At 64.4% G+C, this 21,358-nt stretch carries 19 protein-coding genes; 13 read left to right on the forward strand and 6 right to left on the reverse strand.

Annotated features, from left to right (window positions below; translation table 11 throughout):
- Nucleotides 1-54 precede the first annotated feature (54 nt).
- From AC1RCS_RS06645 to AC1RCS_RS06690, 10 genes are all read left to right on the forward strand, one after another.
- Entirely contained in the window at nucleotides 55-495 is a 441-nt protein-coding gene (locus tag AC1RCS_RS06645) for a GspH/FimT family protein (RefSeq protein ID WP_492244254.1), read from the forward strand.
- A complete protein-coding gene (locus AC1RCS_RS06650; RefSeq protein ID WP_492244103.1) occupies nucleotides 489-1,052 on the forward strand; it encodes a GspH/FimT family pseudopilin in 564 nt (187 codons plus the stop codon). The genes AC1RCS_RS06645 and AC1RCS_RS06650 overlap by 7 nt, the downstream gene beginning before the upstream one ends.
- Nucleotides 1,040-1,729, forward strand: coding sequence for a type IV pilus modification protein PilV (gene pilV, locus AC1RCS_RS06655; protein ID WP_492244104.1), 690 nt, complete (start codon nucleotides 1,040-1,042; stop codon nucleotides 1,727-1,729). The genes AC1RCS_RS06650 and pilV overlap by 13 nt, the downstream gene beginning before the upstream one ends.
- A 1-nt stretch (nucleotide 1,730) precedes the next feature.
- Nucleotides 1,731-2,639, forward strand: a complete 909-nt coding sequence (locus tag AC1RCS_RS06660; RefSeq protein WP_492244105.1) for a PilW family protein — start codon at nucleotides 1,731-1,733, stop codon at nucleotides 2,637-2,639.
- A 21-nt stretch (nucleotides 2,640-2,660) separates the two neighbouring features.
- A complete protein-coding gene (locus AC1RCS_RS06665; protein ID WP_492244106.1) occupies nucleotides 2,661-3,419 on the forward strand; it encodes a pilus assembly PilX family protein in 759 nt (252 codons plus the stop codon).
- Nucleotides 3,420-3,511: 92 nt separating this feature from the next.
- Entirely contained in the window at nucleotides 3,512-7,285 is a 3,774-nt protein-coding gene (locus AC1RCS_RS06670; RefSeq protein ID WP_492244107.1) for a pilus assembly protein, read from the forward strand.
- A 10-nt stretch (nucleotides 7,286-7,295) separates the two neighbouring features.
- Nucleotides 7,296-7,727, forward strand: coding sequence for a type IV pilin protein (locus AC1RCS_RS06675; RefSeq protein ID WP_492244108.1), 432 nt, complete (start codon nucleotides 7,296-7,298; stop codon nucleotides 7,725-7,727).
- Nucleotides 7,728-7,777: 50 nt separating this feature from the next.
- Nucleotides 7,778-8,863, forward strand: coding sequence for a bifunctional diaminohydroxyphosphoribosylaminopyrimidine deaminase/5-amino-6-(5-phosphoribosylamino)uracil reductase RibD (ribD, locus tag AC1RCS_RS06680; protein ID WP_492244109.1), 1,086 nt, complete (start codon nucleotides 7,778-7,780; stop codon nucleotides 8,861-8,863).
- A gap of 154 nt (nucleotides 8,864-9,017) precedes the next feature.
- The gene (locus tag AC1RCS_RS06685) at nucleotides 9,018-10,220 is read left to right on the forward strand and encodes an ammonium transporter (RefSeq protein WP_218340149.1); all 1,203 of its coding nucleotides are present in this window, start codon (nucleotides 9,018-9,020) and stop codon (nucleotides 10,218-10,220) included.
- Between the two features lie 118 nt (nucleotides 10,221-10,338).
- The gene (locus tag AC1RCS_RS06690; RefSeq protein ID WP_492244110.1) at nucleotides 10,339-12,255 is read left to right on the forward strand and encodes a phospholipase D family protein; all 1,917 of its coding nucleotides are present in this window, start codon (nucleotides 10,339-10,341) and stop codon (nucleotides 12,253-12,255) included.
- A gap of 46 nt (nucleotides 12,256-12,301) precedes the next feature.
- On the opposite strand, the gene AC1RCS_RS06695 is transcribed toward AC1RCS_RS06690, so the two are convergent.
- Nucleotides 12,302-13,261 carry a tRNA dihydrouridine synthase gene (locus AC1RCS_RS06695; protein ID WP_369642971.1) on the reverse strand — a complete coding sequence of 320 codons (960 nt, stop codon included), beginning with the start codon at nucleotides 13,259-13,261 and terminating at the stop codon, nucleotides 12,302-12,304.
- A gap of 242 nt (nucleotides 13,262-13,503) precedes the next feature.
- Here AC1RCS_RS06695 and AC1RCS_RS06700 point away from each other — a divergent pair, with 242 nt between their 5' ends.
- Nucleotides 13,504-14,019 carry a hypothetical protein gene (locus tag AC1RCS_RS06700; protein WP_218340146.1) on the forward strand — a complete coding sequence of 172 codons (516 nt, stop codon included), beginning with the start codon at nucleotides 13,504-13,506 and terminating at the stop codon, nucleotides 14,017-14,019.
- Nucleotides 14,020-14,060: 41 nt separating this feature from the next.
- Here the strand turns inward: AC1RCS_RS06700 and AC1RCS_RS06705 are convergent, their stop codons facing one another.
- The 3 genes from AC1RCS_RS06705 to AC1RCS_RS06715 all read right to left on the reverse strand — a co-directional run bounded on the left by AC1RCS_RS06705 (nucleotide 14,061) and on the right by AC1RCS_RS06715 (nucleotide 16,742).
- The gene (locus AC1RCS_RS06705; protein ID WP_218340145.1) at nucleotides 14,061-15,236 is read right to left on the reverse strand and encodes a methyltransferase; all 1,176 of its coding nucleotides are present in this window, start codon (nucleotides 15,234-15,236) and stop codon (nucleotides 14,061-14,063) included.
- Nucleotides 15,237-15,421: 185 nt separating this feature from the next.
- Nucleotides 15,422-15,943 (reverse strand): GNAT family N-acetyltransferase, encoded by a 522-nt coding sequence (locus tag AC1RCS_RS06710; protein ID WP_055393295.1) that lies wholly within the window; start codon nucleotides 15,941-15,943, stop codon nucleotides 15,422-15,424.
- Nucleotides 15,944-16,142: 199 nt separating this feature from the next.
- Nucleotides 16,143-16,742 carry a hypothetical protein gene (locus tag AC1RCS_RS06715; protein ID WP_218340144.1) on the reverse strand — a complete coding sequence of 200 codons (600 nt, stop codon included), beginning with the start codon at nucleotides 16,740-16,742 and terminating at the stop codon, nucleotides 16,143-16,145.
- Between the two features lie 163 nt (nucleotides 16,743-16,905).
- On the opposite strand from AC1RCS_RS06715, the gene AC1RCS_RS06720 reads away from it, so the two are divergent.
- Entirely contained in the window at nucleotides 16,906-17,541 is a 636-nt protein-coding gene (locus AC1RCS_RS06720) for a response regulator (RefSeq protein ID WP_218295534.1), read from the forward strand.
- Nucleotides 17,528-19,408 (forward strand): ATP-binding response regulator, encoded by a 1,881-nt coding sequence (locus AC1RCS_RS06725; RefSeq protein ID WP_255591106.1) that lies wholly within the window; start codon nucleotides 17,528-17,530, stop codon nucleotides 19,406-19,408. Before AC1RCS_RS06720 ends, AC1RCS_RS06725 begins: the two co-directional genes overlap by 14 nt.
- Here the strand turns inward: AC1RCS_RS06725 and AC1RCS_RS06730 are convergent.
- Together AC1RCS_RS06730 and AC1RCS_RS06735 are read right to left on the reverse strand one after the other, a co-directional pair.
- On the reverse strand, nucleotides 19,380-20,819 hold the full coding sequence (locus tag AC1RCS_RS06730) for a coniferyl aldehyde dehydrogenase (RefSeq protein WP_218295535.1): 1,440 nt from the start codon (nucleotides 20,817-20,819) through the stop codon (nucleotides 19,380-19,382). The genes AC1RCS_RS06725 and AC1RCS_RS06730 overlap by 29 nt on opposite strands.
- 120 nt (nucleotides 20,820-20,939) lie before the next feature.
- The gene (locus AC1RCS_RS06735; RefSeq protein WP_218295536.1) at nucleotides 20,940-21,299 is read right to left on the reverse strand and encodes a hypothetical protein; all 360 of its coding nucleotides are present in this window, start codon (nucleotides 21,297-21,299) and stop codon (nucleotides 20,940-20,942) included.
- Between the last annotated feature and the right edge of the window lie 59 nt (nucleotides 21,300-21,358).

Below are 21,358 nucleotides of genomic sequence, written 5' to 3' on the forward strand. Positions count from 1 at the left end.
CAGTTCATCACTCCAAGTTCTCGAGCACAGCGCGGCTTCACAGCCATTGAGTTGATGGTCGTAGTAGCCATCGTTGCTGTATTGGCCGCACTGGCGGCCCCCAGCTTCACTCCCCTGATCGAACGTTGGCGCGTGCGTCAGGCAACGGAAGAGCTGCAATCCACACTCTACTTTGCCCGCTCCGAAGCCATTAAGCGCGGCGGAGGCGTCAGCATTGTGCAGGATAGTAACAATGGCTGGGCTGTGTATTTTGATGCCAACAGCAACGGCAACAACGAGGCGAGCGAGTTACTGCAACTAACCAACTCGTCTCCAAGACTAAGCATCACATTTCCTGCCAACGTTCTTGCCGTTGACCGATGGGGCACACTTCCGGTGGCAGCGGGCTTCTTGATTAAGCCTGATGGGAAGGCAGACGACGACGTCAATGCGCAGCGTGTATGCGTCAGTGCTGGAGGCCGAATCAAAACAGAGAAAGGGGCAAATACATGCTGAGCTCCTCCCCCCCGTCAATAGCCTCTGCGGGTTTCTCCGCCGTGGAGTTGATGGTCGTGGTTGCCATCATGAGTGTACTGGCGGCCTTGGCGGCACCCAGCTTCACTCCCCTGATTGAAGGGTGGCGCGTCCGCGAGTCCGTAGAACAGCTCCAATCTACGCTGTACTACGCACGCTCGGAGGCCATCAAACGTGGTGGCCAAGTGGTTATTCAGAAAATTCCCAACAACACCAACGGCTGCTCCAGCGCTGTTGATACCGACACTTGGGATTGTGGCTGGGTGGTATGCCACGACACCAGCGGCAACCGTATCTGCGATGCTGCCGAACCGGTGTTGCAGCGCATTGAATCTTCCGCCAGGGTTCATGTCAACTTCATAAGCGGCGGCGCAGGGATTGCGCTCAATCGCTGGGGTCTCGTCAGTGGTCCTTATTTGAGCTTCACCTTCGTGCCGTTGGGTAAGAGTATTTCCCATCCAGGCGTACGCGGCCTTTGTATGAGTTCCGGGGGCCGTATTCGCGTCATTCCTCAAGAAGCCGTCCCATGTACCGGCTGATCACCATGACCACCACACTGCACAAATGCCAACGCGGTATCACACTGATTGAGTCCCTTGTCGCTATCGTCATTGCCGCACTGGGAATTCTGGGCATCCTAGGTGTACAGATGCGAACCCTGAGCGATACCCAGACGACCGTGCGTCGAGCCCAGGCCATCCGGTTGACTGAAGATCTCAGCGAACGCTTAAAAGCGCACCCCAACGCTCTGATGAGCCTCAGTAGCTATGCCAGCGCATGGACAACCCCATCCACCCCTGTCACGGCGCCCACCAAGAACTGCGCGAGTGCGGCATGCACCGGCACTGAACTTACTCTATACGACGTGGCTGACTGGCGGCGTGCAGTGCAACGCGCGCTGCCGGTGGGGGATGCCACGATTTTTCTGGCTCCAGGCGACACGGATGCCACCAATCGCCGGCAACTGGGCATCATGATTCGTTGGCGTGAAAACGAGATAGATATCGATACCGCTGCAGACAAAAAGATCCACAGGGACAACATCGATGCAACGCAAGTTCGCGCCACAGACGGCACACTCAGCGCAGGAGGAGGCGCGGCGGCCTCCTGCACCGCCGGATATACCTGCCATCTGCAATACATCCCTGTTTCGGCGCGCTGTGCCTCCGCCGACATTGGCGGAGGCGTCAAGCAGTACTACTGCCCCGGAGCCTGAAATGCAGCCTACTAACACCCTCCCCAACGTACGCACCAGAAATATTCCGCTTCGGGCCGACAGCCAGCGCGGAGTCACGCTGATCGAGTTAATGGTGGGCATCGCGATTGGCTTGCTTGTCGTTGCGGTAGCAATGGGTGCGCTAATGGTGTCCCGTGGCGTTTCCGGCTCGGTCAGCGATGCCAGCAACATTCAGCAACAGTCTGCCTACGTCATGAGAGTCATTGGCCTGCAACTGCGTCAGGCCGGCTCGCTATACCTCAACCTCAATCCCGACAGCGCGCCCACAGCCCTCGCCAACGCGGTCCCCGTTGCATTTGAAACTGTCGCTCCCGCTTCAGGCGCTGGCAACAGCTTCGACCCTACCACCGACACCCTGAGCGCCACCGCCACGGCCCTCACAGTGGGCTACCGTCGCTACAAGGAGCCTGTCCACTATGCAACCACGGACCAAGCCATAGCACGAAACTGCGTTGGTGGCCCAACCAACGGAAGTGACGATCAGCGGGTGGAAAGCATTTTCCAACTCAACGGCACCGAATTGCGATGCCAGGGCAACGGCGCTGCGGCGCAACCCATCGCACAGAATGTTGCCAATTTCCAGGTGCGCTACCTCCTGCAAGACAACACCCTTCCTGGCGCCCCCACCATTCGATACGTCGCTGCAGCCGGCGTAGGCAGTACAGATTGGGGCCGAGTGCAGGCAGTAGAGGTGTGTTTGGTGCTCTTTGGCACCGAAGCCATTGATATGAATGGCCTGAGCTCAAGCGCTACGTCCTACACCGACTGTGATGGCAACACCGCAGTGGACATGGCGGCCCTTGCTGGCGCCCGAGCTCGGCGCATGCACGTTGTCTACCGCAACGTATTCCAACTCCGTAGCCAAGGGCTAGTGGGCATCGCACTCTGAATCCCATTCAAAAAAATCGCCATGTACTCCGTGCGCTTTCCTCTCCCCCGACACAGCCATCCACAACGCGGTATCGCGTTGTTTGTTGTCATCGTGTTTGTCATGCTGTCCATGTTGTTGGCACTGTGGGCATCACGCACCTCGCTGTTCAATGAACTGGTGGTCGGCAATGATGCAGATTACCAGCGCGCCTACGAAGCCGCACAAGCCCTGCTGCAGGATGCAGAACTGGACATACGCAACCAAAAGGCTGATGGAACTGAATGCCTTGGCACCCTTGACGTCTGCCGCACAGGAATTAATGAAAAAATTCCTCTTGAGACCAAGGATGTCGGCCCCTTGCTCGCGGATTTGGAGGAAAAGACCGCCCTATGTAGCAAGGGCCTGTGCGTAAAGCGCTTGGGCAAACAGGACTTCTGGAACAACACCGATGCTGCCAAAGGCGTAACGCTGGCCCAGATGACCACCGCCGCAACGGGAGCACGCTATGGGCAGTTCACTGGAGCAGGGAAGGGCAGCGTCTCTGCCCCCGTCAATCCAATTTTGCAATGGGATGCCACTACTCCTGCCAACTCAGGTGGCTGGTACTGGATCGAGGTCCTGCCTTACTTAGATCTCAAAAACTCCAAAGTCATCGTGGATGCATCTCGCGCCAACCTGCTGGCCATTAATCCGAAATCTCTCGTAGTTTATCGCATTACTGCCTTGGCTTATGGCCGCAAGCCGGGCACATTGGTTGCACTACAGCAAACCTATGCGCAGCAAAGAACTCTCAATTAACACCCGCACTATCCAAAAATCGGCTTCTAGTTCAATTCACATACAAGCTAGAGACGATTTAGCCTGAAATTCCAGACAAAGAGGAGCACCCCATGCACCGCAATACGCCACCTCGCTTTCGCAAAAATCTACTCACGCTGGCAATAGGCGCTGCCTTGGCGTCCCCAGGAGCCTGGGCCATCGACTTGGTACAGGCTCCGCCCGGCACCGTCCAACCTTATGTAACACCCAACGTCATCATTTCCATTGACGATTCAGGGAGCATGGACTTTCGGGTAGACCAAGAAAATGAAACCAACGCCAGCAACTTAGTAACCCCTAATGCCGATGGGACTTGGCCTAGCAACAGCCGCCGCATGAACGTGCTGAAATACGCGCTCAAGTCGATTTTTGACCCCACCCATCCCAAATACGATAGCTCCTTACTACCTGACAAGAAGATACGTCTGGCATGGCAGTCCATGAACGCTAACAACAACACCCCGGGCACACTGCCCGGCACCCCGACAGTCACCCCGACACTCACCACTAATGCTATGCAGGTATTGGCCGGAACTCACCGGACCAACTTCCTTAACTTCGTCAATAATCTGGATCCGAGCAGTTCAACGCCTTCGCATAAAATGTTCAAGCAGGCTGACGAATATATGCGCGCCAAGCTGGACAAGAATGGGCCCTGGGCCTCCGTACCTGGCACCACAGCAACGCCCTATCTAGGATGCAGGCGCAACTATCACATCTTCATGACCGATGGCCGCTGGAACGGCACCGTCTCTGGTGGCTCGCAGGACGATAACACCACGAACATCAGTCTACCCAATACTACCGTGTATGGCAGCACCGTCGCCGCCAGTCGGCCCAAGAATGACTTGTATGCGGACACCTACAGCAACTACTTGGCCGACTGGGCTTTTGCAAGTTGGTCCAAGAAACTGCAGACGGCAGTGGATGCGAATGGCGTTACTGGATTGAAAGGAACCCCGCAGCCCACGGCCGAATACAACAAGGCTCCCGCGACGGAAGATTTTGGCAAAGACACTACAGGTAAAAGTGCCATTCTGGATCGCTTTTGGAATCCGCGCTACAACCCAGCCAATTGGCCGCATATGGTTACCTATACCATCGGACTGAGCAAAATGGCCTATACATGGCCTGGCTTAAAAGATCTTGATACACCCCATCCGCCTGGCCGTTGCAATACCACCAACAAGATCCGTGCTCCTGGCCAAACATGTGATGCCAGCAACATTGCCACCTTTGATACCGCATTGATGGTCCCTTTTAGCTATGACAAGGGTGCAAATGGTAGCCTGCCCGATTTTATTACTGGTAATATTAAATGGCCCGACCTGAGCGTCGGCAATAACAATACTGCCAAAGAATCGGTTCGATCACTCGATTTGTGGCATGCAGCCCTCAACGGCCGTGGTCGCTTCTACGCCGTGGAAAAAGGGGAAGACTTGGCAAAAGCCTTCCGGGACATTTTCCAGCAAATCAATACACAGGTTGATCCCGACCTCACTTCTACCGCCACCAGCGGCTCCAACGTTTCGCGTACCGATGTTGGAAAATTCACCGGTAATTACGAACCCAAGAATGCATGGAAGGGCTTCGTGACCGCAGAAACGGTGAAAAAAGATGGCACCACTGTGCCGACTACAAGTTGGGACGGGAAAAATACAGCCGATAAGCTGGACGATGCTACTTTTACGGTCAGCAGTCGCGTCATTCTGAGCTGGAGTGATCAGTGGGTCAGCACCAAAGACAAGGGCGGGGTGCCCTTCAAATGGGCCAGCGATCAAAGCAACCTCAGTACTGCACAAAAGAACCTGCTGGGCAAGGACCCAGGCGATGCCACCGTAACCGTCGCCACCAACGCCCAGAATCGGCTCAATTTCATTCGTGGGGATCGCGTTCTGGAAGGCTCCGAGACCAATGGCTACACCGTAGCCAAGCCCTTCCGCGAACGCAAAAGCCGCCAAGGGGACATTATCAACTCCGTGGTGTGGTACGCAGGGGCGCCTGCAAGCAATTACCCCTTGAAGGGTTATAGCGCTTTTACGCGCTCCAACAAATCCCGGACGCCCATGCTCTATGTGGGTGGTAACGATGGCCTGCTGCACGGCTTTTCAGCCACAGACGGCACAGAGAAAATTGCCTACGCCCCACGTGGCGTGCTTGCCAACCTTCCTCTGCTGAGCGACCCCACTTACAATAATAAGCACAGATTTTTTGTGGATGGTTCACCCATGACTGGCGACGTAGATCAAGGGCAACCAGACCCGGCCGATCCCGCCATCTATGTGCCCGATTGGCGAACTTTTCTGGTAGGCACGATGGGTGCCGGAGGCAAAGGTTACTTCGTGTTGGATGTAACCAATCCTGCCACCGCAGATACGCCGGCCGGCCTCCCAGGCTTCTCGGAAGGAAATGCCCAAAAGCTGGTGGTGCTTGACCGCACTAGAGGCACCGAAACCGCCCCCAACTGTGCGGCGATGACTGGCGCTCAAAAGACCGCGTGCGATAAAGCCGTGGATGAGGATAAGGACATCGGCAATATCACGGCCCGACCTGTGCTGGATGAGAACAACCCTATGCGCACCACCCAGATCACGCGCATGAACAATGACCGCTGGGCCGTAGTCATGGGCAACGGTTACAACAGCGCCAACCAGCGCCCCGTCCTATTGATCCAGTACCTGGATGGCAACAAGGAATTGAAACGTATTGCTGCCGCGACTGCCGATACTGTAGGCACTGGCGAAGCCGCCGACAACGGCTTGGCAACTCCTCGCTTGGTTGACCTCAATGGCGACAGCCGCCCAGACGTGGTGTACGCAGGTGACAATCGAGGCAATCTCTGGAAGTTCGACCTGACGAATGTCGATGACGCCAGCTGGGGCGTTGCTTTGGGTGGACAACCGCTCTTTACGACCACCGGTCCTGCCACACTGGGTAGTACACGCGCCCGTGTCGATGCCACTGGCGCCATCAGACAGCCAATCACAGCCACTCCCACGGTGCGTGCCAATGATCGCACGATGACCATCGGAACGGGCGTCAGCGCCAAGACCGTATCGGTAGGGGGCATGATGGTGGCGTTTGGTACTGGCCGCAATGTCACCAAGGCAGACGAGAACGATTCAAATGTGCAATCCTTGTACTCGGTGCTGGACAACACCCGCTATCGCATCGTCGACACCGCGAAGGGCAAACGTCTTCAGGTGCACCCAGGTGCAGGTACCTGCCCCAGTGGCAGCGACTGCATTCCTGCTCCGGTGCCTTTGGGCGTGGGAGTAGTCAACGCCAAGCTGGCTGCCCAGAAAATTACAGCTGTGGATGCCAACTACGCCACGGTGGACATCACGGATGAATTGAAAAAGGACACCTGGGTCAATTTCAATGGCTGGTACATGGATTTGCCAGCCGTCGGCGAGCGATTGCTGAAACCCATGGAGTTCTATGACGGCAGCAATATATTGGCTGTGTACTCTCAAGTACCAGCAAAGGGATCTGATATAGACCCCAACGTGGAAAGCTGCGAATCCAATACGGTGGACGAAGAACGCCAGTACCTCACTCTTGTCAACATCATGGACGGGAAGCGGCCCACGGTGCAGATCCTCGACTCTGACAAGAACGGCACGTTTTACACCCCTCCTGGAGGTGGTAGTCCAGTATGTACTACATGTGGCGATGACAAATCTGTGTCGCGCGCATCAGTGACAAAGGGCTCACATACGCTGATCAAAAAAGAAGCCGGAGACAAGTGCGAGAATCGCGATATTGATGCCAAGGGCAATGGTTTCAACATGCAGTGCATGCCGGAGCAATCGCTGCGCCCAAGTTGGCGCCAACTGAAGTGAGAAACTCATCATGAACCGACCTCTGCGGAAAGGGCAGCATGGCTTCACCCTTATCGAACTTATGATTGTGGTCGCCATCGTTGGCATCCTCTCGGCCATTGCCTATCCAAGCTATGCCGAGTACATTCGGCGCGGGCATAGAGCAGACGCTCGCGCCGGACTGCTGCAGGCACAACAATGGCTCGAGCGAGCTGCCACAGCCACTGGCGTGTATCCCACTGCGCTTCCTGCTGCACTCACTTGGGCTGGAGATGCGACCAAGCGCTACACCATTGGTTTTCAGGCAGGCAACACCAATGCGGCCTTCACCTTGGTGGCCACCCGCAAGGCCGGCCCCCAGGCCACAGACCGTTGCGGCGACTTCACGCTGACCAACACAGGCACGCGCAACGCGCTCAACCTGGGCTCGGGCACAACTGCTGCGGATTGCTGGAACAAGTAATCCTCTACGCTACCATCTGCGGCGCAATGAACACCACAGCGCCCTTACCAATGGACCAAGCGCTTGGGCTAGCCGCCCAGGCGCTTTTTCTTTCCAGCCCCAATCCCCGCGTTGGTTGCGTCATCACCGCTCCCGACGGTGAGGTGCTGGGCCGAGGATTCACTCAGCGTGCTGGTGGCCCCCATGCAGAAATCATGGCGCTGCGCGATGCCGCAGCAGCTGGCCGCGACGTGCGCGGTGCCACCGCCTATGTCACCCTGGAGCCATGCTCTCACCATGGCCGCACCGGTCCATGCTGCAATGCATTGATCGAAGCCGGGATTGCAAAAGTGGTGGCATCCATCACCGACCCCAACCCTCTGGTCGCAGGCCACGGATTCGAGCGATTGCGGGCGTCGGGTATCGAGGTTGTCGTGGGCCCAGGGGCAGAAGAATCACGCGAACTCAACATCGGTTTTTTCAGCCGCATGGTTCGGGGCACGCCATGGGTGCGGCTCAAGACGGCAGCGTCCCTGGACGGCACCACGGCGCTTCACAACGGCGCCAGCCAGTGGATCACCTCGCGCACGGCGCGCGCGGATGGGCATGCCTGGCGGGCAAGGGCCTGTGCCATTCTGACCGGCATTGGCACCGTGCTGGACGACAACCCCCGCCTGGACGTCCGGGAAGTACCTACACCCCGCCAGCCCCATGTGGTCTTGGTGGATAGTCAATTGCAGCTGCCCCCGCATGCCAACCTGCTGATGGGCGGACGTGATTGCCTTGTCTACACAGCCAACACAAGCAAGGAAAAGAAAGCCGCCTTGGAAGCTCGCGGTGCCACGGTGATCCATCTGCCCAATGCCAGCGGCAAAGTGGATCTGGCAGCGATGCTGAAAGACCTTGGCCAGCGGGGAATCAATGAGCTGCATGTGGAAGCAGGCCACAAGCTCAATGGATCCCTCGTCCGAGAAGGCCTCATCGATGAACTGCTTGTGTACTTGGCCCCTCGCCTGCTGGGCCCCGGGCTGGGCATGGCGAACCTGGACCCGCTCCATGCGCTGGCGGACGGGCTTGCGCTGCAGTTCACATCCGCAGAGATGATCGGACCGGACCTTCGCGTCCTGGCACGGGTCCAGGGTCGGGATAGTTTTTAATCCAGCCCTCGCGATCGCCTTCGGCCGCACCGCCCCAAGGCAGTGCAAAAGCCACGCACCAACCTCTGGCGCGCTTCTTGCTTCAATTTGGTGCAAATCTGGTGCACCCACTCAAACCGCACCAGAACGGATCAATTTACTGCAAGAGGATGTTATGGAAGCACTCAAACAGGGCACGGATGCCCTGTTCATTCTTCTGGGGGCCATCATGGTGCTGGCCATGCACGCCGGTTTTGCCTTCCTGGAGCTGGGCACGGTCCGCAAGAAGAACCAGGTGAATGCGCTGGTGAAGATCCTGGTGGATTTTTCTGTGTCCACGGTCGTGTACTTTGCCGTGGGGTACAGCGTGGCCTACGGCACGCACTTTTTCGTGGGGGCCGAGTCGCTGGTGCAGCAAAGCGGCTATGCACTGGTGAAGTTCTTCTTCCTGCTCACCTTTGCAGCGGCCATTCCGGCCATCGTGTCGGGGGGGATCGCGGAACGCGCCAAGTTCTGGCCGCAGCTCATGGCCACGGCGGTCATCGTCGGCTTTGTGTATCCATTCTTCGAGGGCATTGCCTGGAACCAGCATTTTGGCGTGCAGGCCTGGATCAAAGGGTTCGCCGGCGAGGAGTTCCATGATTTCGCAGGCTCCATCGTGGTGCACGCGATGGGCGGCTGGATCGCCCTGCCTGCCGTGATCCTGCTGGGCTCCCGCGCCAACCGGTATCGCAAGGATGGCGCCATCTCCGCGCACCCGCCTTCCAACATTCCGTTTCTGGCGCTGGGCGCATGGGTGCTCGTCGTGGGCTGGTTCGGCTTCAATGTGATGAGCGCGCAGACCGTGGACAAACTTTCCGGCCTGGTGGCGGTGAACTCCCTGATGGCCATGGTCGGCGGCACGCTGGCCGCCCTGGTGCTGGGCAAGAATGACCCCGGCTTCGTCCACAACGGCCCGCTGGCGGGGCTGGTGGCGGTGTGCGCGGGCTCCGACCTGATGCACCCGCTGGGTGCGCTCGTGGTGGGTGCGGTGGCTGGCGCCATTTTTGTGCTGATGTTCACGCTCACGCAGAACCGGTGGAAGATCGACGACGTGCTGGGTGTCTGGCCGCTGCACGGCCTGTGCGGCACCTGGGGCGGGCTGGCGGCGGGCATTTTTGGCAGCAAGGCGCTGGGCGGGCTCGGCGGCGTGAGCTTTTCCGCCCAGCTTGTCGGCACCGCCCTGGGCGTGGCCTGGGCACTGGCGGGCGGCTTCGTGGTGTATGGCATTCTCAAAAGCACGGTCGGCCTGCGGCTCTCGCAGGAAGAGGAGTTCGACGGTGCGGACCTGTCGATCCACAAGATCAGCGCCACACCCGATCGCGAAGTGAGCTGGTAGCCGCCGCGGCGCCAGGGCACCGCACCGCGATGCGCCCGCGTCCACCCGGTCGCCACCGTGGCTGCGTTGGCGCCGCGTCTGACAAGCGCGAGCGGCGCCGCACGGTCACAATCGCGCCATGCCTGCACTGCCCCCTGCTCCCGCCGCTCCAGCGTCGTTCCTGGGCACCACCGCCCGCTATAGCTGGCTGGCCGTCCTGGCCATGTGCATTGCAAGCGCCATCACCGGCTGCGCCGGCCTGCCCAAGGATGTGGACCGGCCGGTGTCGAGCGCATTGGCGTCGCCTGCGGACACGGCCCTGGGCCAATTGGTGGAAACGCGCCGCGCGTCGGTGGGCGGCCGCCATCCTTCCGGGTTCCTGCTGCTCAGCGGGCCCCAGGCGGCCTACAGCAGCCGCCTCGCCCTGGTCGACGCCGCACAGAAGACGCTGGACCTGCAGTACTACGCCATCCACGCTGACGCCAGTACCGAGCGCCTGCTGCTGGGCGTGATCGCGGCGGCCCAGCGCGGCGTGCGTGTGCGTGTGCTGCTGGACGACTTCCACAGCACGGGGCGTGATGCGCAGGTCATGCGGCTGGCCTTCGTGCCCAACATCGAGATGCGCATGTTCAACCCGCTCACGGGTGCGCGCGGCTCGCCCCTGGGGCGCATGCTGGGCGCGCTGGGGGACTTCTCCCGCGTGCAGCAGCGCATGCACAACAAGCTCTTCATCGCCGACAACGCCATGGGCGTGACGGGTGGCCGCAACCTGGGCGACGCGTACTTCGGCAACGCCGATTCCGGCAACTTCGTGGATCTGGACGTGCTGGCGGCCGGGCCCGTGGTGCAGGACCTCTCCCGCAGTTTCGACAGCTACTGGAACAACGAGCGCGCCTATCCCGTGCAGTCGCTCGTCACGCAGCAGGAGCTTGACACCCTGCGCGAGCGCACGCGCACTTCCGACGCGGCGCGGCGGGACCGGATCGCCGGCCAGGGCGGCACCCTGGCGCCCGACAGCCAGCCGGTGCAAGACGGCAGCCAGACCACCACCGCGCAACGCGCCCGCATCTGGGACTACCAGCCCATGGACCTGGCGCAAGCGCAGTTCACCTGGGCCCCCGCGGCGGTGCTGGTGGACAAGCCCGCCAAGATCCCCCCAGACGGTACGTCCACGGGTGCGCTGCCGGAAAAAGCCCCCGCCAGGGCATCCCCCATGGCGATCACCTCGCGCGGGCCGCGTGCGGCGACGGCTGGCGCCGTAGCATCGGCGCCAGTACCTGCACGTGCCACGGACACCGCCAGCGGCCCCCTCCCCGGCCCCAACCCACCCTCCACCGCCTCCGCCGCGCCCGGGGTGCCCGGCGCCGAAGCCCTTGATGCCCAGACCGACACCGTGGTGGACGGCCTGCTGCAGCTGATGGGCCAGGCACGGCAGGATCTGCTCATCATCTCGCCCTACTTCGTGCCCGGCCCGGACATGAAACAGGCCTTCGCGGCGGCGCGCGCGCGCGGCGTTCGAGTGCGGGTGCTCACCAACTCGCTCGCCTCCAACGATGCGCCCATTGCCCACGCAGGCTATGCGCGCCACCGCCCCGACCTGCTGGCCATGGGCGTCGAGTTGTATGAGATGCGCAGCGAACTCACGGGCGTGCTGCGGGGCGCCCTGGGCTCCACGGGCAGCACCGGCGGGGGCGGCAAGGCTGGCGCTTCTGGTGCCGTGGGCAGCTCGCGGGCCATGCTGCATTCCAAGCTTCTGATCCTGGATGGCCGCCTGCTGGCCGTGGGCTCGATGAACCTGGACATCCGGTCGCAGCGCCAGAACACGGAAATCGCGCTGCTGATCCGCAGCGGCGACCTGTCGCGCCGCGCCACCGCGCAGATCGAGGCCGCGTTGCGCGAGGTCGCCTGGCATGTGCAGCTGAACGACGGCCACCTTGTATGGCGCGCGCCCGAGGGCAGCGGCCTGGCGGACGCGACGTCCGAACCCGACGCCAGCGCCCCGCTGCGGTTGATGCTGCAGCTCCTGGGCCCGCTGGCGCCCGACCACCTGCTCTAGGCACCTGTCCAGGCGCCTCTTTGCGGCACCGCGCAGTGATGCGCGGCTAGTCCCCGGCCCGCAGCGCCTCCACCCAGGCGGTGATCGCCCGCTGGTCCGTCATCGTGCGCACGTGCTGGTAGGCGGCCTCGGCTTCCGGAAAGCGCCTGCGCAGCAGATTGAGCCACTGCTTGAGGCGCCCCGCGCGCTGGCGGGGCTCCAGGTCCTCGCACACCAGTTGCCAGAAGGCCGCGATGTGCGCCAGCAGGTCGCTCCAAGCCACCGTGTCCGAACCAGGCCGGCCCGCATCGGCCGCGCGGATGGCTCGGGCCAGCCCCGGGTCTGCCACCATGCCGCGCCCGAGCATGAGCGTGGCGCAGCCCGACACCTCGCGGCAGCGCAGCGCATCGGCCACCGTCCAGATCTCGCCATTGGCCACCACCGGTATCTGCACCGCCGCGCGGATGGCGGGAATGTGCTCCCAGTACGCCGGGGGCCGGTAGCCATCGGCCTTGGTGCGCGCATGCACCACCAGCTCGGCGGCGCCGCCCGACTGCATCGCCTGGGCGCATTCGCGCATCAGCCCGGTGTCGTTGAAGCCCAGCCGCATCTTGGCGGACACCGGCAGGTGCGAAGGCACCGCGCGGCGCACGGCGGCCACGACGGCGGCGATGCGTTCGGGCTCCTGCAGCAGCGCGGCGCCGCCACCATGGCGGTTGACGACCTTGGCAGGGCATCCAAAGTTCAGGTCGATCCCCTCGGGCCCCAGGTCCGCCAGGCGGGCCGCGTTCTCGGCCATGCTGACCGGATCGGAGCCCAGCAACTGCGCACGCACCGGCACACCCGCGAGCGTGCGGCTGCCGTTGCGCAGCTCGGGCACATAGCGCAGGAACACCTTGTCGGGCAGCAGGGTGCCGGTGATGCGGATGAACTCGGAGACACAGCGGTCCACCCCGCCCACGCGGGTCAACACATCACGCAGCACAAAATCCAGAAGCCCCTCCATGGGGGCAAGCAGCAAGGTCATCGCGAGAAAGGCCGCCGCGCCCTGCGCCCCGCACGGGGCGCGGCCGGCACACAGCCAGGATATGAGTCAAAAAGGGCCGCAATGCTTGATGTACAAGCGCTAGCAGCTATTAAATATATAGCATCCACCCCCCAGGGTCCTGCACGCCGGGGAGCAGCTCGCCATTGTGCGGCAGCGAGGTCATCACCGCGTCACGGCGGACTGATGCAATCGCCGCCATCCACCCGTGAATGGAGGCTCCCATGCTGCTACAAAAAACCGAAAAAGCCCGCCTGGAACTCTTGCCCGGCGTCCGCACCCTGAGCCTGCGCGAGCGCTCTCTGCTGCTGCTGGTCGACGGCAAATCGCTGTCGGACCTGCAGGCCATGTACAACGGCATCGGCGCGCAGATCGTCGACAACCTCATGCGCCAGGGCTATCTGGCCGGCCCCGCGGCCGGGCTGCCCTCCGCCGCGCCCTCGCCCAGCACCGCGCCACCGGGGCCATCGGTCCAGCGCCCGGAGCCTGGCGAATCCCTGCGCTCGCTCGCCGGTGCGCGCATGTACCTTTTCGACACCTGTGAGCGGCTGTTCGCGCGCCGCGACCCCACGCTGGCAGAGCAGTTCCGCCAGGCGCTGCGCGCCGCCAAGGACCGCACGAGCATGCTGGACGTGGGCGAGGCCATGTTCGAGGAAGTGGCGCTTGCCGCCGGCGCCGAACGGGCCGCGAGCCTGCGCGAAAGGTTCGAGCAGCTGCTGCCCCGGCATGCGCAGTCCTAGAGGCCCCGGGGCAATGGAGTGGAGACGGGCCGGGCCGTCCGTCAGGCGGCGGCCAGGCGCCACAGCGACGTGACCTCGGCCGCGCGGGCCGCATGCAGCGCATCGCCCGCATCTGCCGCCTTGGCATGGCCCGGCTTCACATCGTGCCGGCCCCGCACCACCAGCCCCGCATCGGCAATCCACTGCAGCAGCTGCTCACGCGGGCGCAAGCCCAGGTGCTCGGCCAGGTCCGACAGGATCAGCCAGCCTTCGCCGCCTGGCTCCAGGTGCTCCGGCAGGCCCGCCAGGAAGCCCTTGAGCATGCGGCTGCCTTCGTCGTACACCGCGTGTTCGATGGGCGAGCTGGCGCGGGCCGGCACCCAGGGCGGGTTGCACACCACCAGCGGCGCGCGCCCCGGGGGGAACAGGTCGACCTGCAGCAGTTCCACCTGGGCAAGCACACCCAGGCGCTGCAGGTTCTCGCGCGCGCAGGCCAGGGCGCGCGGGTCCTGGTCGGTGGCCACCACGCGCTGCACGCCACGGCGCGCCAGCACCGCAGACAGCACCCCGGTGCCCACGCCAATGTCAAAGGCCAGTGTCTTGGTGGGCAGCGCCGTGTCGGCGACCAGGCCCACATATTCGCCGCGCACGGGCGAGAACACGCCGTAGTGCGGGTGGATGCGGTTGAGCGGCGGCGCACCCAGGGCGGGCACTTCCACGCCTTTCTTGCGCCACTCGTGCGCGCCCACCAGGCCCAGCAGCTCGCGCAGCGTGGCCACCGAACGCTCGCCCGTGGCCGGGCCCCAGGCCTCGGTGCACGCCTGGCGCCAGTCGGGCGCACGGCGCAGGTCGATGCCGTAGTCGCCTTCGAGCGGGATGAGCACCGACGCCAGCACCCGCGCGCGCTGCGCCTGCGCCTGGCGGTGCAGGTGAAAGGCCTCGGCCGGGGTGGCGGCAGCGGCTTTGTCGGCCGCCCTGGCGGCGGACTTACGGGGTCTGGCCGACTTGCCCCCCTTGCCGGACCTGGCATCGGCCCGGCGCATCAGCGCCTGCAGCAGCATGCGGGCGTTCTGGAAGTCGCCCTGCCACAACAGGCCGGTGCCTTCACAGGCCATGCGGTAGGCCGTGTCTGCGGCCAAGGTATCGTCGGCGGTGACGACCCGGCGCGGGGCCGGGGCACCGCTCTCGGAGCGCCACTGGACTTGTTGAATCTGGCCCTGGCGGCTCCATTCGATCATAGGAAGAAGTGTGGGCATCAGATTGCTATTGCTTCGGGCGTTAACAGCAGCCCGTGAAACTGGCGCGGCCCCTGCCAAGGCCGCCGCGCAAGGGCCGCCCCGCCGCGCTGGCGGCGTCCCCCTTCCCGCGCAAAGCGCGAGAGAAGGAGGAAGCGACGAAGTCGCTCAGGGGGTGGTTGTTCATCCTACGCGTTGATGGGGCGCTTCAGGCGCACTTCTTCGATCTTGACGCCCCCCACCACGGCCGTCTTGGCGGTGGAGAGTTCGCGCTTGAAGCCCGCCAGCTCGTGGAACCGGATGGCGCGCTCGTTGCGCAGGGGCACCCACGCCGTGACGTTGGTGCAGCCTTCTTCCTGCAGGCCGTCGCGGGCGGCATCCCACAAGGCCAGGCCCACGCCCTGGTTCCAGTGGGTGGGGGCGGCGTAGATGGCCCAGATTTCACCGGTGGTGGGGCGGGATTTTTCATCGCGCGAGCGGTCGTAGCCCACGAAGCCGACGATCTTCTCGCCGTCCACGGCCACCTGGACCTGGGGCTCGCAATATTCGATGGCCTCGCGCCAGTAGGCCTGGCGCTTTTCGACCGACATGGATTTCAACTGCTCGTCTGGCACCAGCCCTTTGTAGACCTCTTGGGCTGAGACGGTATGGATCTGGGCAATGGCTTTGGCATCGCGAAGCGTGGCGGGACGAACCTGGATACTGGACATGGAAAAACCGAACGAAAACGGGGAATGAAAAAACGAAAGGACCGGCATTGTCGCCGCAAACGGTTTTTACCCTTGTACGGCCCCCCGCCCGGCCCCCCATTCACGCCCTATCCACCCCCTGCGTCCACCGCGTCCAGCCAGGGCTGGCACACCGCTGATGCTGCACCGCAGCACGCTGGCGCGGGCGGCCCTGCGCGCGTCAGGCCAGCGCCATGGAACCCGAGAGCGAGGCACCGGCCGCGGCGGCGGCGGCACGCTGGACCAGCGCACGCTTGTTGCGGGGGCGCGGCACATGCACCGCCGGGGGCGTGCCATTAATGGCCGCAAGACCCAGCACCAGCGTGACCGTGCGCGACCCGTCCTCGCGTTCGTCGCTGGCATAGGCCCGGTAGCTGCCATTGCCCTGCGCATGGCTGCGCTGCACGGTGTGAAATGCCACGCGCGCCCCGCTCACGCGGTGGCCCCCAAAGGGCAGCACGCGCAGCCGCGCATCCCGGTCCAGCGCCAGGCCCAGGTTGCCGGGGCGGTTGACGAGGTCGGTGCGGATGGCGCGCCATGTGCACCCGTCGTCCGTCGAAAACTGCCAGGTCCCGGCCTGGGCGTCCAGGTGCTCGATCACCACCCCGGCCGATGCCAGCATGCCGGGGCAGTTTTCCTCCACGATCCGCGCCACCGTATTGCCCCCCAGGCCCGAGGAGGCCGTGCCATGCCCTCCCCCTGCGGCGGCCGGTCGTCGCTCATCGCGGCGGTGGGACGCATCGGGGGAAGCTGAACCATCGAGGAAGGCATTGGCTGTCATGGGAGCACCTTTGAAAAACGAAGGATGAAGACGAGGTTTGCGCATTGGTGCGCACTCCAGGTGCTTTTCAATGCTTGACGGAAAGTCTAGAAAGTGCATAACCGGGCGTCCATCGCACAAATGGACTAGTCCGCAACAGCGTGTTGTGCGCAATACTTGCCGTATGACTGCCCGCCTTTTGCTTGTGGATGACCACAACCTGTTCCGCACAGGCCTGCGCCTGATCGTGCAGGACCATCCGAGCGTCGGCACGATTGCGGAGGCGGGCTCCATCGCCGATGCCTGCGCGCAGCAGCTGGCGGACACGGATCTGGTGCTGCTCGATATCCAGTTGCCCGGCATGAGCGGCCTGGACGGCCTGCGCCTGCTGCGCCAGGCCTGCCCCAGGGCCCGCATCGTCCTGGTCTCGGCCAGCGTGGCGCCCGATGCGATCCACGAAGCGCGCGCGCGCGGCGCCGATGGATTCCTGCCCAAATCCGCCAGCGCCGAAGACATCCTGGAAGCCATCACCTGCGCCCTGTCGGGCCAGCCGTGTTTTCCGATCAACAGCGGCAACAGCGCCACCACGCGCGGCCCCGACACGCCCTCGCTGACCGCGCGCCAGCTCGACGTGCTGTCGCTGCTGTGCACCGGCAAGCCCAACAAGGTCATCGCGCGCGACCTGGGCTTGAGCGAGAACACGGTGCGCGTGCACGTGGCCGCCATCTTCGCGCAGCTGGGCGTCAACAGCCGCAGCGCGGCCTTGCTCGCCGCGCAGCGCCTGGGCCTGTCCACACCCCAGCTCCATGACACACTCTGAGGCCCTGCGGGGGGCGCCTGCCGCCGATGCCGTGCTGCCCCCCACCCGCTGGGGGTGGCCGGTGTGGGAGCGCGACGAGGTGCTGCGCGAACAGGTGGCCCTGCTGCGGCAAAACTTCCCGATGACGCTGCTCGCGTCGCTGGCCACCGCCCTGGGCACGCTGTGGGTCATGGCGCGGGTGGCCGACACGCAGGCCATCACGGTCTGGCTGGTGTCGCACACGCTGGTGGTGGCCGGGGTGTACCTCACCCTGCGCAGCATCGCGCCCTTCACCGACCCGGCGCCGCAGGCGGCGCGCAAGCTGATCGCCTGCATGGCCGCCATGGGCCTGAGCTGGGGCAGCCTGGGGTATGTGGTGCTCTACTGGGGCACGTCCGACAGCGTGATCTACGCCATCGGCATCATCAGCACGGTGTCGTCCGGCGCGCTGGGGCTGGGCGCCCCCCTGTACCGCGCCTATGTCACCTACCTCACCTGCGCGATCGGCGGCGTGATGATGGCCGTCGCCCTGGCCGGCGGGCCCGTGATGTGGCCCGCGCTGTTCCTCACGGGGGTCTACTACGCGCTCACCGGCATGCAGGCGCGCACCGCCGACCGGGCCACCCGGCGCAGCATCGCGCTCAAGCTGGAGAACGACCGGCTCGTCAACGAGCTGCGCGCCGAGTCGCAGCGCGCCCTGGCCGCGCAGGGGGCCGCCGAGCAGGCCGACCGCGACAAGTCCCGCTTCCTGGCCGCCGCCAGCCACGACCTGCGCCAGCCCCTGCATGCCATGGGCCTGTTCCTGGAGTCGCTGCAGCGCAGCCCGCTCAACGACCACCAGCTCACCGTGCTGGGGCACGCCCATGCGGCCTCGGGCGCCGCCGCCGAGATGCTGACCACCCTGCTCGACTACTCGCGGCTGGAAGCCGGTGTCGTCAAGGTGCGGCCCGAAGCCTTTGCTGTGCAGCCGCTGCTCACGGCGCTGGAGCAGGAATTCGGCGTGCAGGCGGATACGGCGGGCCTCGTGTACCGCACGCGGGAGACCTCGGCCGCGGCCCATGCCGACCGCTCGCTGGTCGGGCTGGTCATGCACAACTTCATCTCCAACGCCCTGCGCTACACCGCCCGGGGTGGCGTGCTGATCGCGTGCCGCACACGCGGCAAGCGCCTGGCACTGGAGGTGTGGGACACGGGGGCCGGCATCCCGCAGCACCAGTGGGAACACATCTTCAAGGAGTTCCACCAGCTCGGGAACCCCGAGCGCGACCGGCGCAAGGGCCTGGGGCTGGGCCTGGCCATCGTGCAGCGGCTGGCGCGGGAGATGAACACCTCCGTGGAAGTGCTCTCCCAGCCGGGACGGGGCTCGGTGTTTCGGCTGTGGCTGGACCGCTGGCAGGGCGCGCTGGAAGACGACACCGCCCCCGCTCCGGATGCCCGAAGCCTTGCGGGCCTGAAGGTGCTGGCCATCGACGACGACGAAGCCGTGCGCATCGGGATGCAGTCGCTGCTGCAAAGCTGGGGTTGCCAGTGCATCACCGCGGAATCGAGCGCCGATGCGCTGGAGCGCCTGGAAGACATCACGCCGGACATCATCATCACGGACTTCCGCCTGCGCCACGAAGAAACCGGCAAACAGGTGCTGCAGGCCCTGCGCGCCTACCTGGGAACGCCGGTGCCCGCGATCATCATGACGGGGGACACATCGCCCCAGCGCCTGCGCGATGCGCAGTCCACGTCAGCGCTGCTGCTGCACAAGCCCGTGTCCACGGGCCAGCTGCGCAGCGCCATGGTCCAACTCATCACGCACCCTCAAACCGCCAGCACGATGGAGCCCTTGCCGCCGGACGGCGGCACGGAGGCTACAGCCAGCGCCGCAGCAGCCCCATGACCTGGTCGAACTTCGCGCCGTACGGCGGATAGAACAGCGAACCCATCGCCCAGCGCGACTGCACCAGCACGGATTTCTGGTGGCAAAAGCGCAGAAAGCCCTGCTCGCCATGGTAGGCGCCCCAGCCGCTGTCGCCCACGCCGCCAAACGGCAGGTTGTCGTGGGCAATGTGCATCAGCGTGTCGTTCACCGTCACGCCGCCGCTCACGGTGCGGCGCAGCACGTCGTCGCGCACCGCTTCGCTCTGGCCGAACCAGTACAGCGCCAGCGGGCGCGGCCCGGCATTGATGTGGGCAATGGCGTCGTCGAGCCGTTCATAGGAAATCACGGGCAGGATGGGGCCGAAGATCTCCTCCTGCATGAGCTGCATCTGGGACGTGGCCCCGAACACCAGCGTGGGCAGCATCTGGCGGCTGGCGCCATCGCCCAGCGTGCCCACGGTGTGGACGACAGGCTTGCCCTCGGCCGGCTCGATGGTCTGCACCTCGGCGCCCTGGGTCTGCGCCTGCTGCAGCATGGTGCGCAGGCGGGCATGGTGGCGCGCCGTGATGATGGAGGCGTAGTCCGCATTGCCCTCGATGGTGGGAAACAGTCGGCCCACGGCGGCCCGGTAGGCCTGCGCGAACTCCCCCTCGCGGCCCCGGGGGAGCAGCACATAGTCGGGGGCAATGCAGGTCTGGCCGGCGTTGAGCAGCTTGCCGTGCGCGATCTTGAGCGCCGCGTCCTGCATGTCGCAATGGCCGTCGATGATGCACGGCGATTTGCCGCCCAGCTCCAGCGTGGTGGGCGTGAGGTGCTGCGCCGCCGCCTGGGCCACCTTGCGGCCCACGGCGGTGGAGCCGGTGAACACCAGGTGGTCGAACGGCAGCGACGCGAACAGCGCCGACAGGTTCGCATCGCCCTGCACCACGCAGAACTCGTCGGGCGAAAAGAACTGCGCCACCAGCAGCGCCAGCTGCGCCGAGGTGTGCGGCGTGAGCTCGCTGGGCTTGAGCATCACGCGGTTGCCCGCCGCCAGCGCGGTGATGGCGGGCGCCAGGGCCAGCTGGACGGGGTAGTTCCACGGCGCGATCACACCGACCACCCCCAGGGGCTGGCGCTGGATCCAGGCACGGGCGGGCTGCAGGTACAGCGGCGTGCGCACTTTCCGGGGCTTCATCCATTTCGCCAGATGGCGCAGCGTGTGCGACAGCAGGGTGCGCAGCACGAAGAAATCGGCCACCTCGGTCAGGCGCGGGGACCGCATGCCGAAATCGGCCTGCACCGCAGCCGCCAGCACCGGGCCGTGCTCGTCGAGCATCTTGGACAGGCGCAGCAGCCGCTCGCGGCGCACCAGCAGCGGCACATCGACATGCTCGCGGCTGGCCTGGCGTTGAAGATCGAAGTGGGCGTGGATATCGGCAGGTGTCATGGTCGGATCATAGAAGACGCCCCGACAGGCGCGCCACGAAAAAACCGGGGAGGCAGGGCGCGGACGGGCCGCGCAGGCGGGGGCGCCGCGCAGTGCAAGAAGGCAGGGTGCGGCGCCGGGTCAGCGCACGTCCCGCGCTTCGACGTCGGTCACCTCGGCGGCGCCGGGCAGGATGCCGCCACGGCGCGACGCGGCCGCGGCCTCGCCGCCGGCATCGTCGGGCGCGGGCGCCGGGCCACGGCGGCCGGACGACCAGCGCTCGGTGGAGCGGAACACGGTGCTGAAACCCGTGCGGGGGTCCATGCGCATCACCCAGGGGGTCACCGGCTGGCCGGTGAGGCGCGCCCAGCCTGCGCGCAGCGCCCACACCAGCGCGAGCACCATCACGGCGACCAGCAGGCTGGCGAACAGCACCAGGCCCATGGCGATGACCACCACCCGCAGCAACAGGCGCACAACGCCCGCAACAAATTCATTCAAACGACACCTCTCCTTCACAACTTGGGGTCGGGATTGCAGCCCTGGCCAGCGCCGCAATC

Source organism: Acidovorax sp. GW823-FHT01C06, assembly GCF_058798375.1.

Bases quoted from the DNA above. Each gene is read 5' to 3' on its own strand.
- AC1RCS_RS06645 (WP_492244254.1), top strand. From the start codon at position 55: ATGGTCGTAGTAGCCATCGTTGCTGTATTGGCCGCACTGGCGGCCCCC.
- AC1RCS_RS06650 (WP_492244103.1), top strand. From the start codon at position 489: ATGCTGAGCTCCTCCCCCCCGTCAATAGCCTCTGCGGGTTTCTCCGCC.
- pilV (WP_492244104.1), top strand. From the start codon at position 1,040: ATGTACCGGCTGATCACCATGACCACCACACTGCACAAATGCCAACGC.
- AC1RCS_RS06660 (WP_492244105.1), top strand. From the start codon at position 1,731: ATGCAGCCTACTAACACCCTCCCCAACGTACGCACCAGAAATATTCCG.
- AC1RCS_RS06665 (WP_492244106.1), top strand. From the start codon at position 2,661: ATGTACTCCGTGCGCTTTCCTCTCCCCCGACACAGCCATCCACAACGC.
- AC1RCS_RS06670 (WP_492244107.1), top strand. From the start codon at position 3,512: ATGCACCGCAATACGCCACCTCGCTTTCGCAAAAATCTACTCACGCTG.
- AC1RCS_RS06675 (WP_492244108.1), top strand. From the start codon at position 7,296: ATGAACCGACCTCTGCGGAAAGGGCAGCATGGCTTCACCCTTATCGAA.
- ribD (WP_492244109.1), top strand. From the start codon at position 7,778: ATGGACCAAGCGCTTGGGCTAGCCGCCCAGGCGCTTTTTCTTTCCAGC.
- AC1RCS_RS06685 (WP_218340149.1), top strand. From the start codon at position 9,018: ATGGAAGCACTCAAACAGGGCACGGATGCCCTGTTCATTCTTCTGGGG.
- AC1RCS_RS06690 (WP_492244110.1), top strand. From the start codon at position 10,339: ATGCCTGCACTGCCCCCTGCTCCCGCCGCTCCAGCGTCGTTCCTGGGC.
- AC1RCS_RS06695 (WP_369642971.1), bottom strand. From the start codon at position 13,261: ATGACCTTGCTGCTTGCCCCCATGGAGGGGCTTCTGGATTTTGTGCTG.
- AC1RCS_RS06700 (WP_218340146.1), top strand. From the start codon at position 13,504: ATGCTGCTACAAAAAACCGAAAAAGCCCGCCTGGAACTCTTGCCCGGC.
- AC1RCS_RS06705 (WP_218340145.1), bottom strand. From the start codon at position 15,236: ATGATCGAATGGAGCCGCCAGGGCCAGATTCAACAAGTCCAGTGGCGC.
- AC1RCS_RS06710 (WP_055393295.1), bottom strand. From the start codon at position 15,943: ATGTCCAGTATCCAGGTTCGTCCCGCCACGCTTCGCGATGCCAAAGCC.
- AC1RCS_RS06715 (WP_218340144.1), bottom strand. From the start codon at position 16,742: ATGACAGCCAATGCCTTCCTCGATGGTTCAGCTTCCCCCGATGCGTCC.
- AC1RCS_RS06720 (WP_218295534.1), top strand. From the start codon at position 16,906: ATGACTGCCCGCCTTTTGCTTGTGGATGACCACAACCTGTTCCGCACA.
- AC1RCS_RS06725 (WP_255591106.1), top strand. From the start codon at position 17,528: ATGACACACTCTGAGGCCCTGCGGGGGGCGCCTGCCGCCGATGCCGTG.
- AC1RCS_RS06730 (WP_218295535.1), bottom strand. From the start codon at position 20,819: ATGACACCTGCCGATATCCACGCCCACTTCGATCTTCAACGCCAGGCC.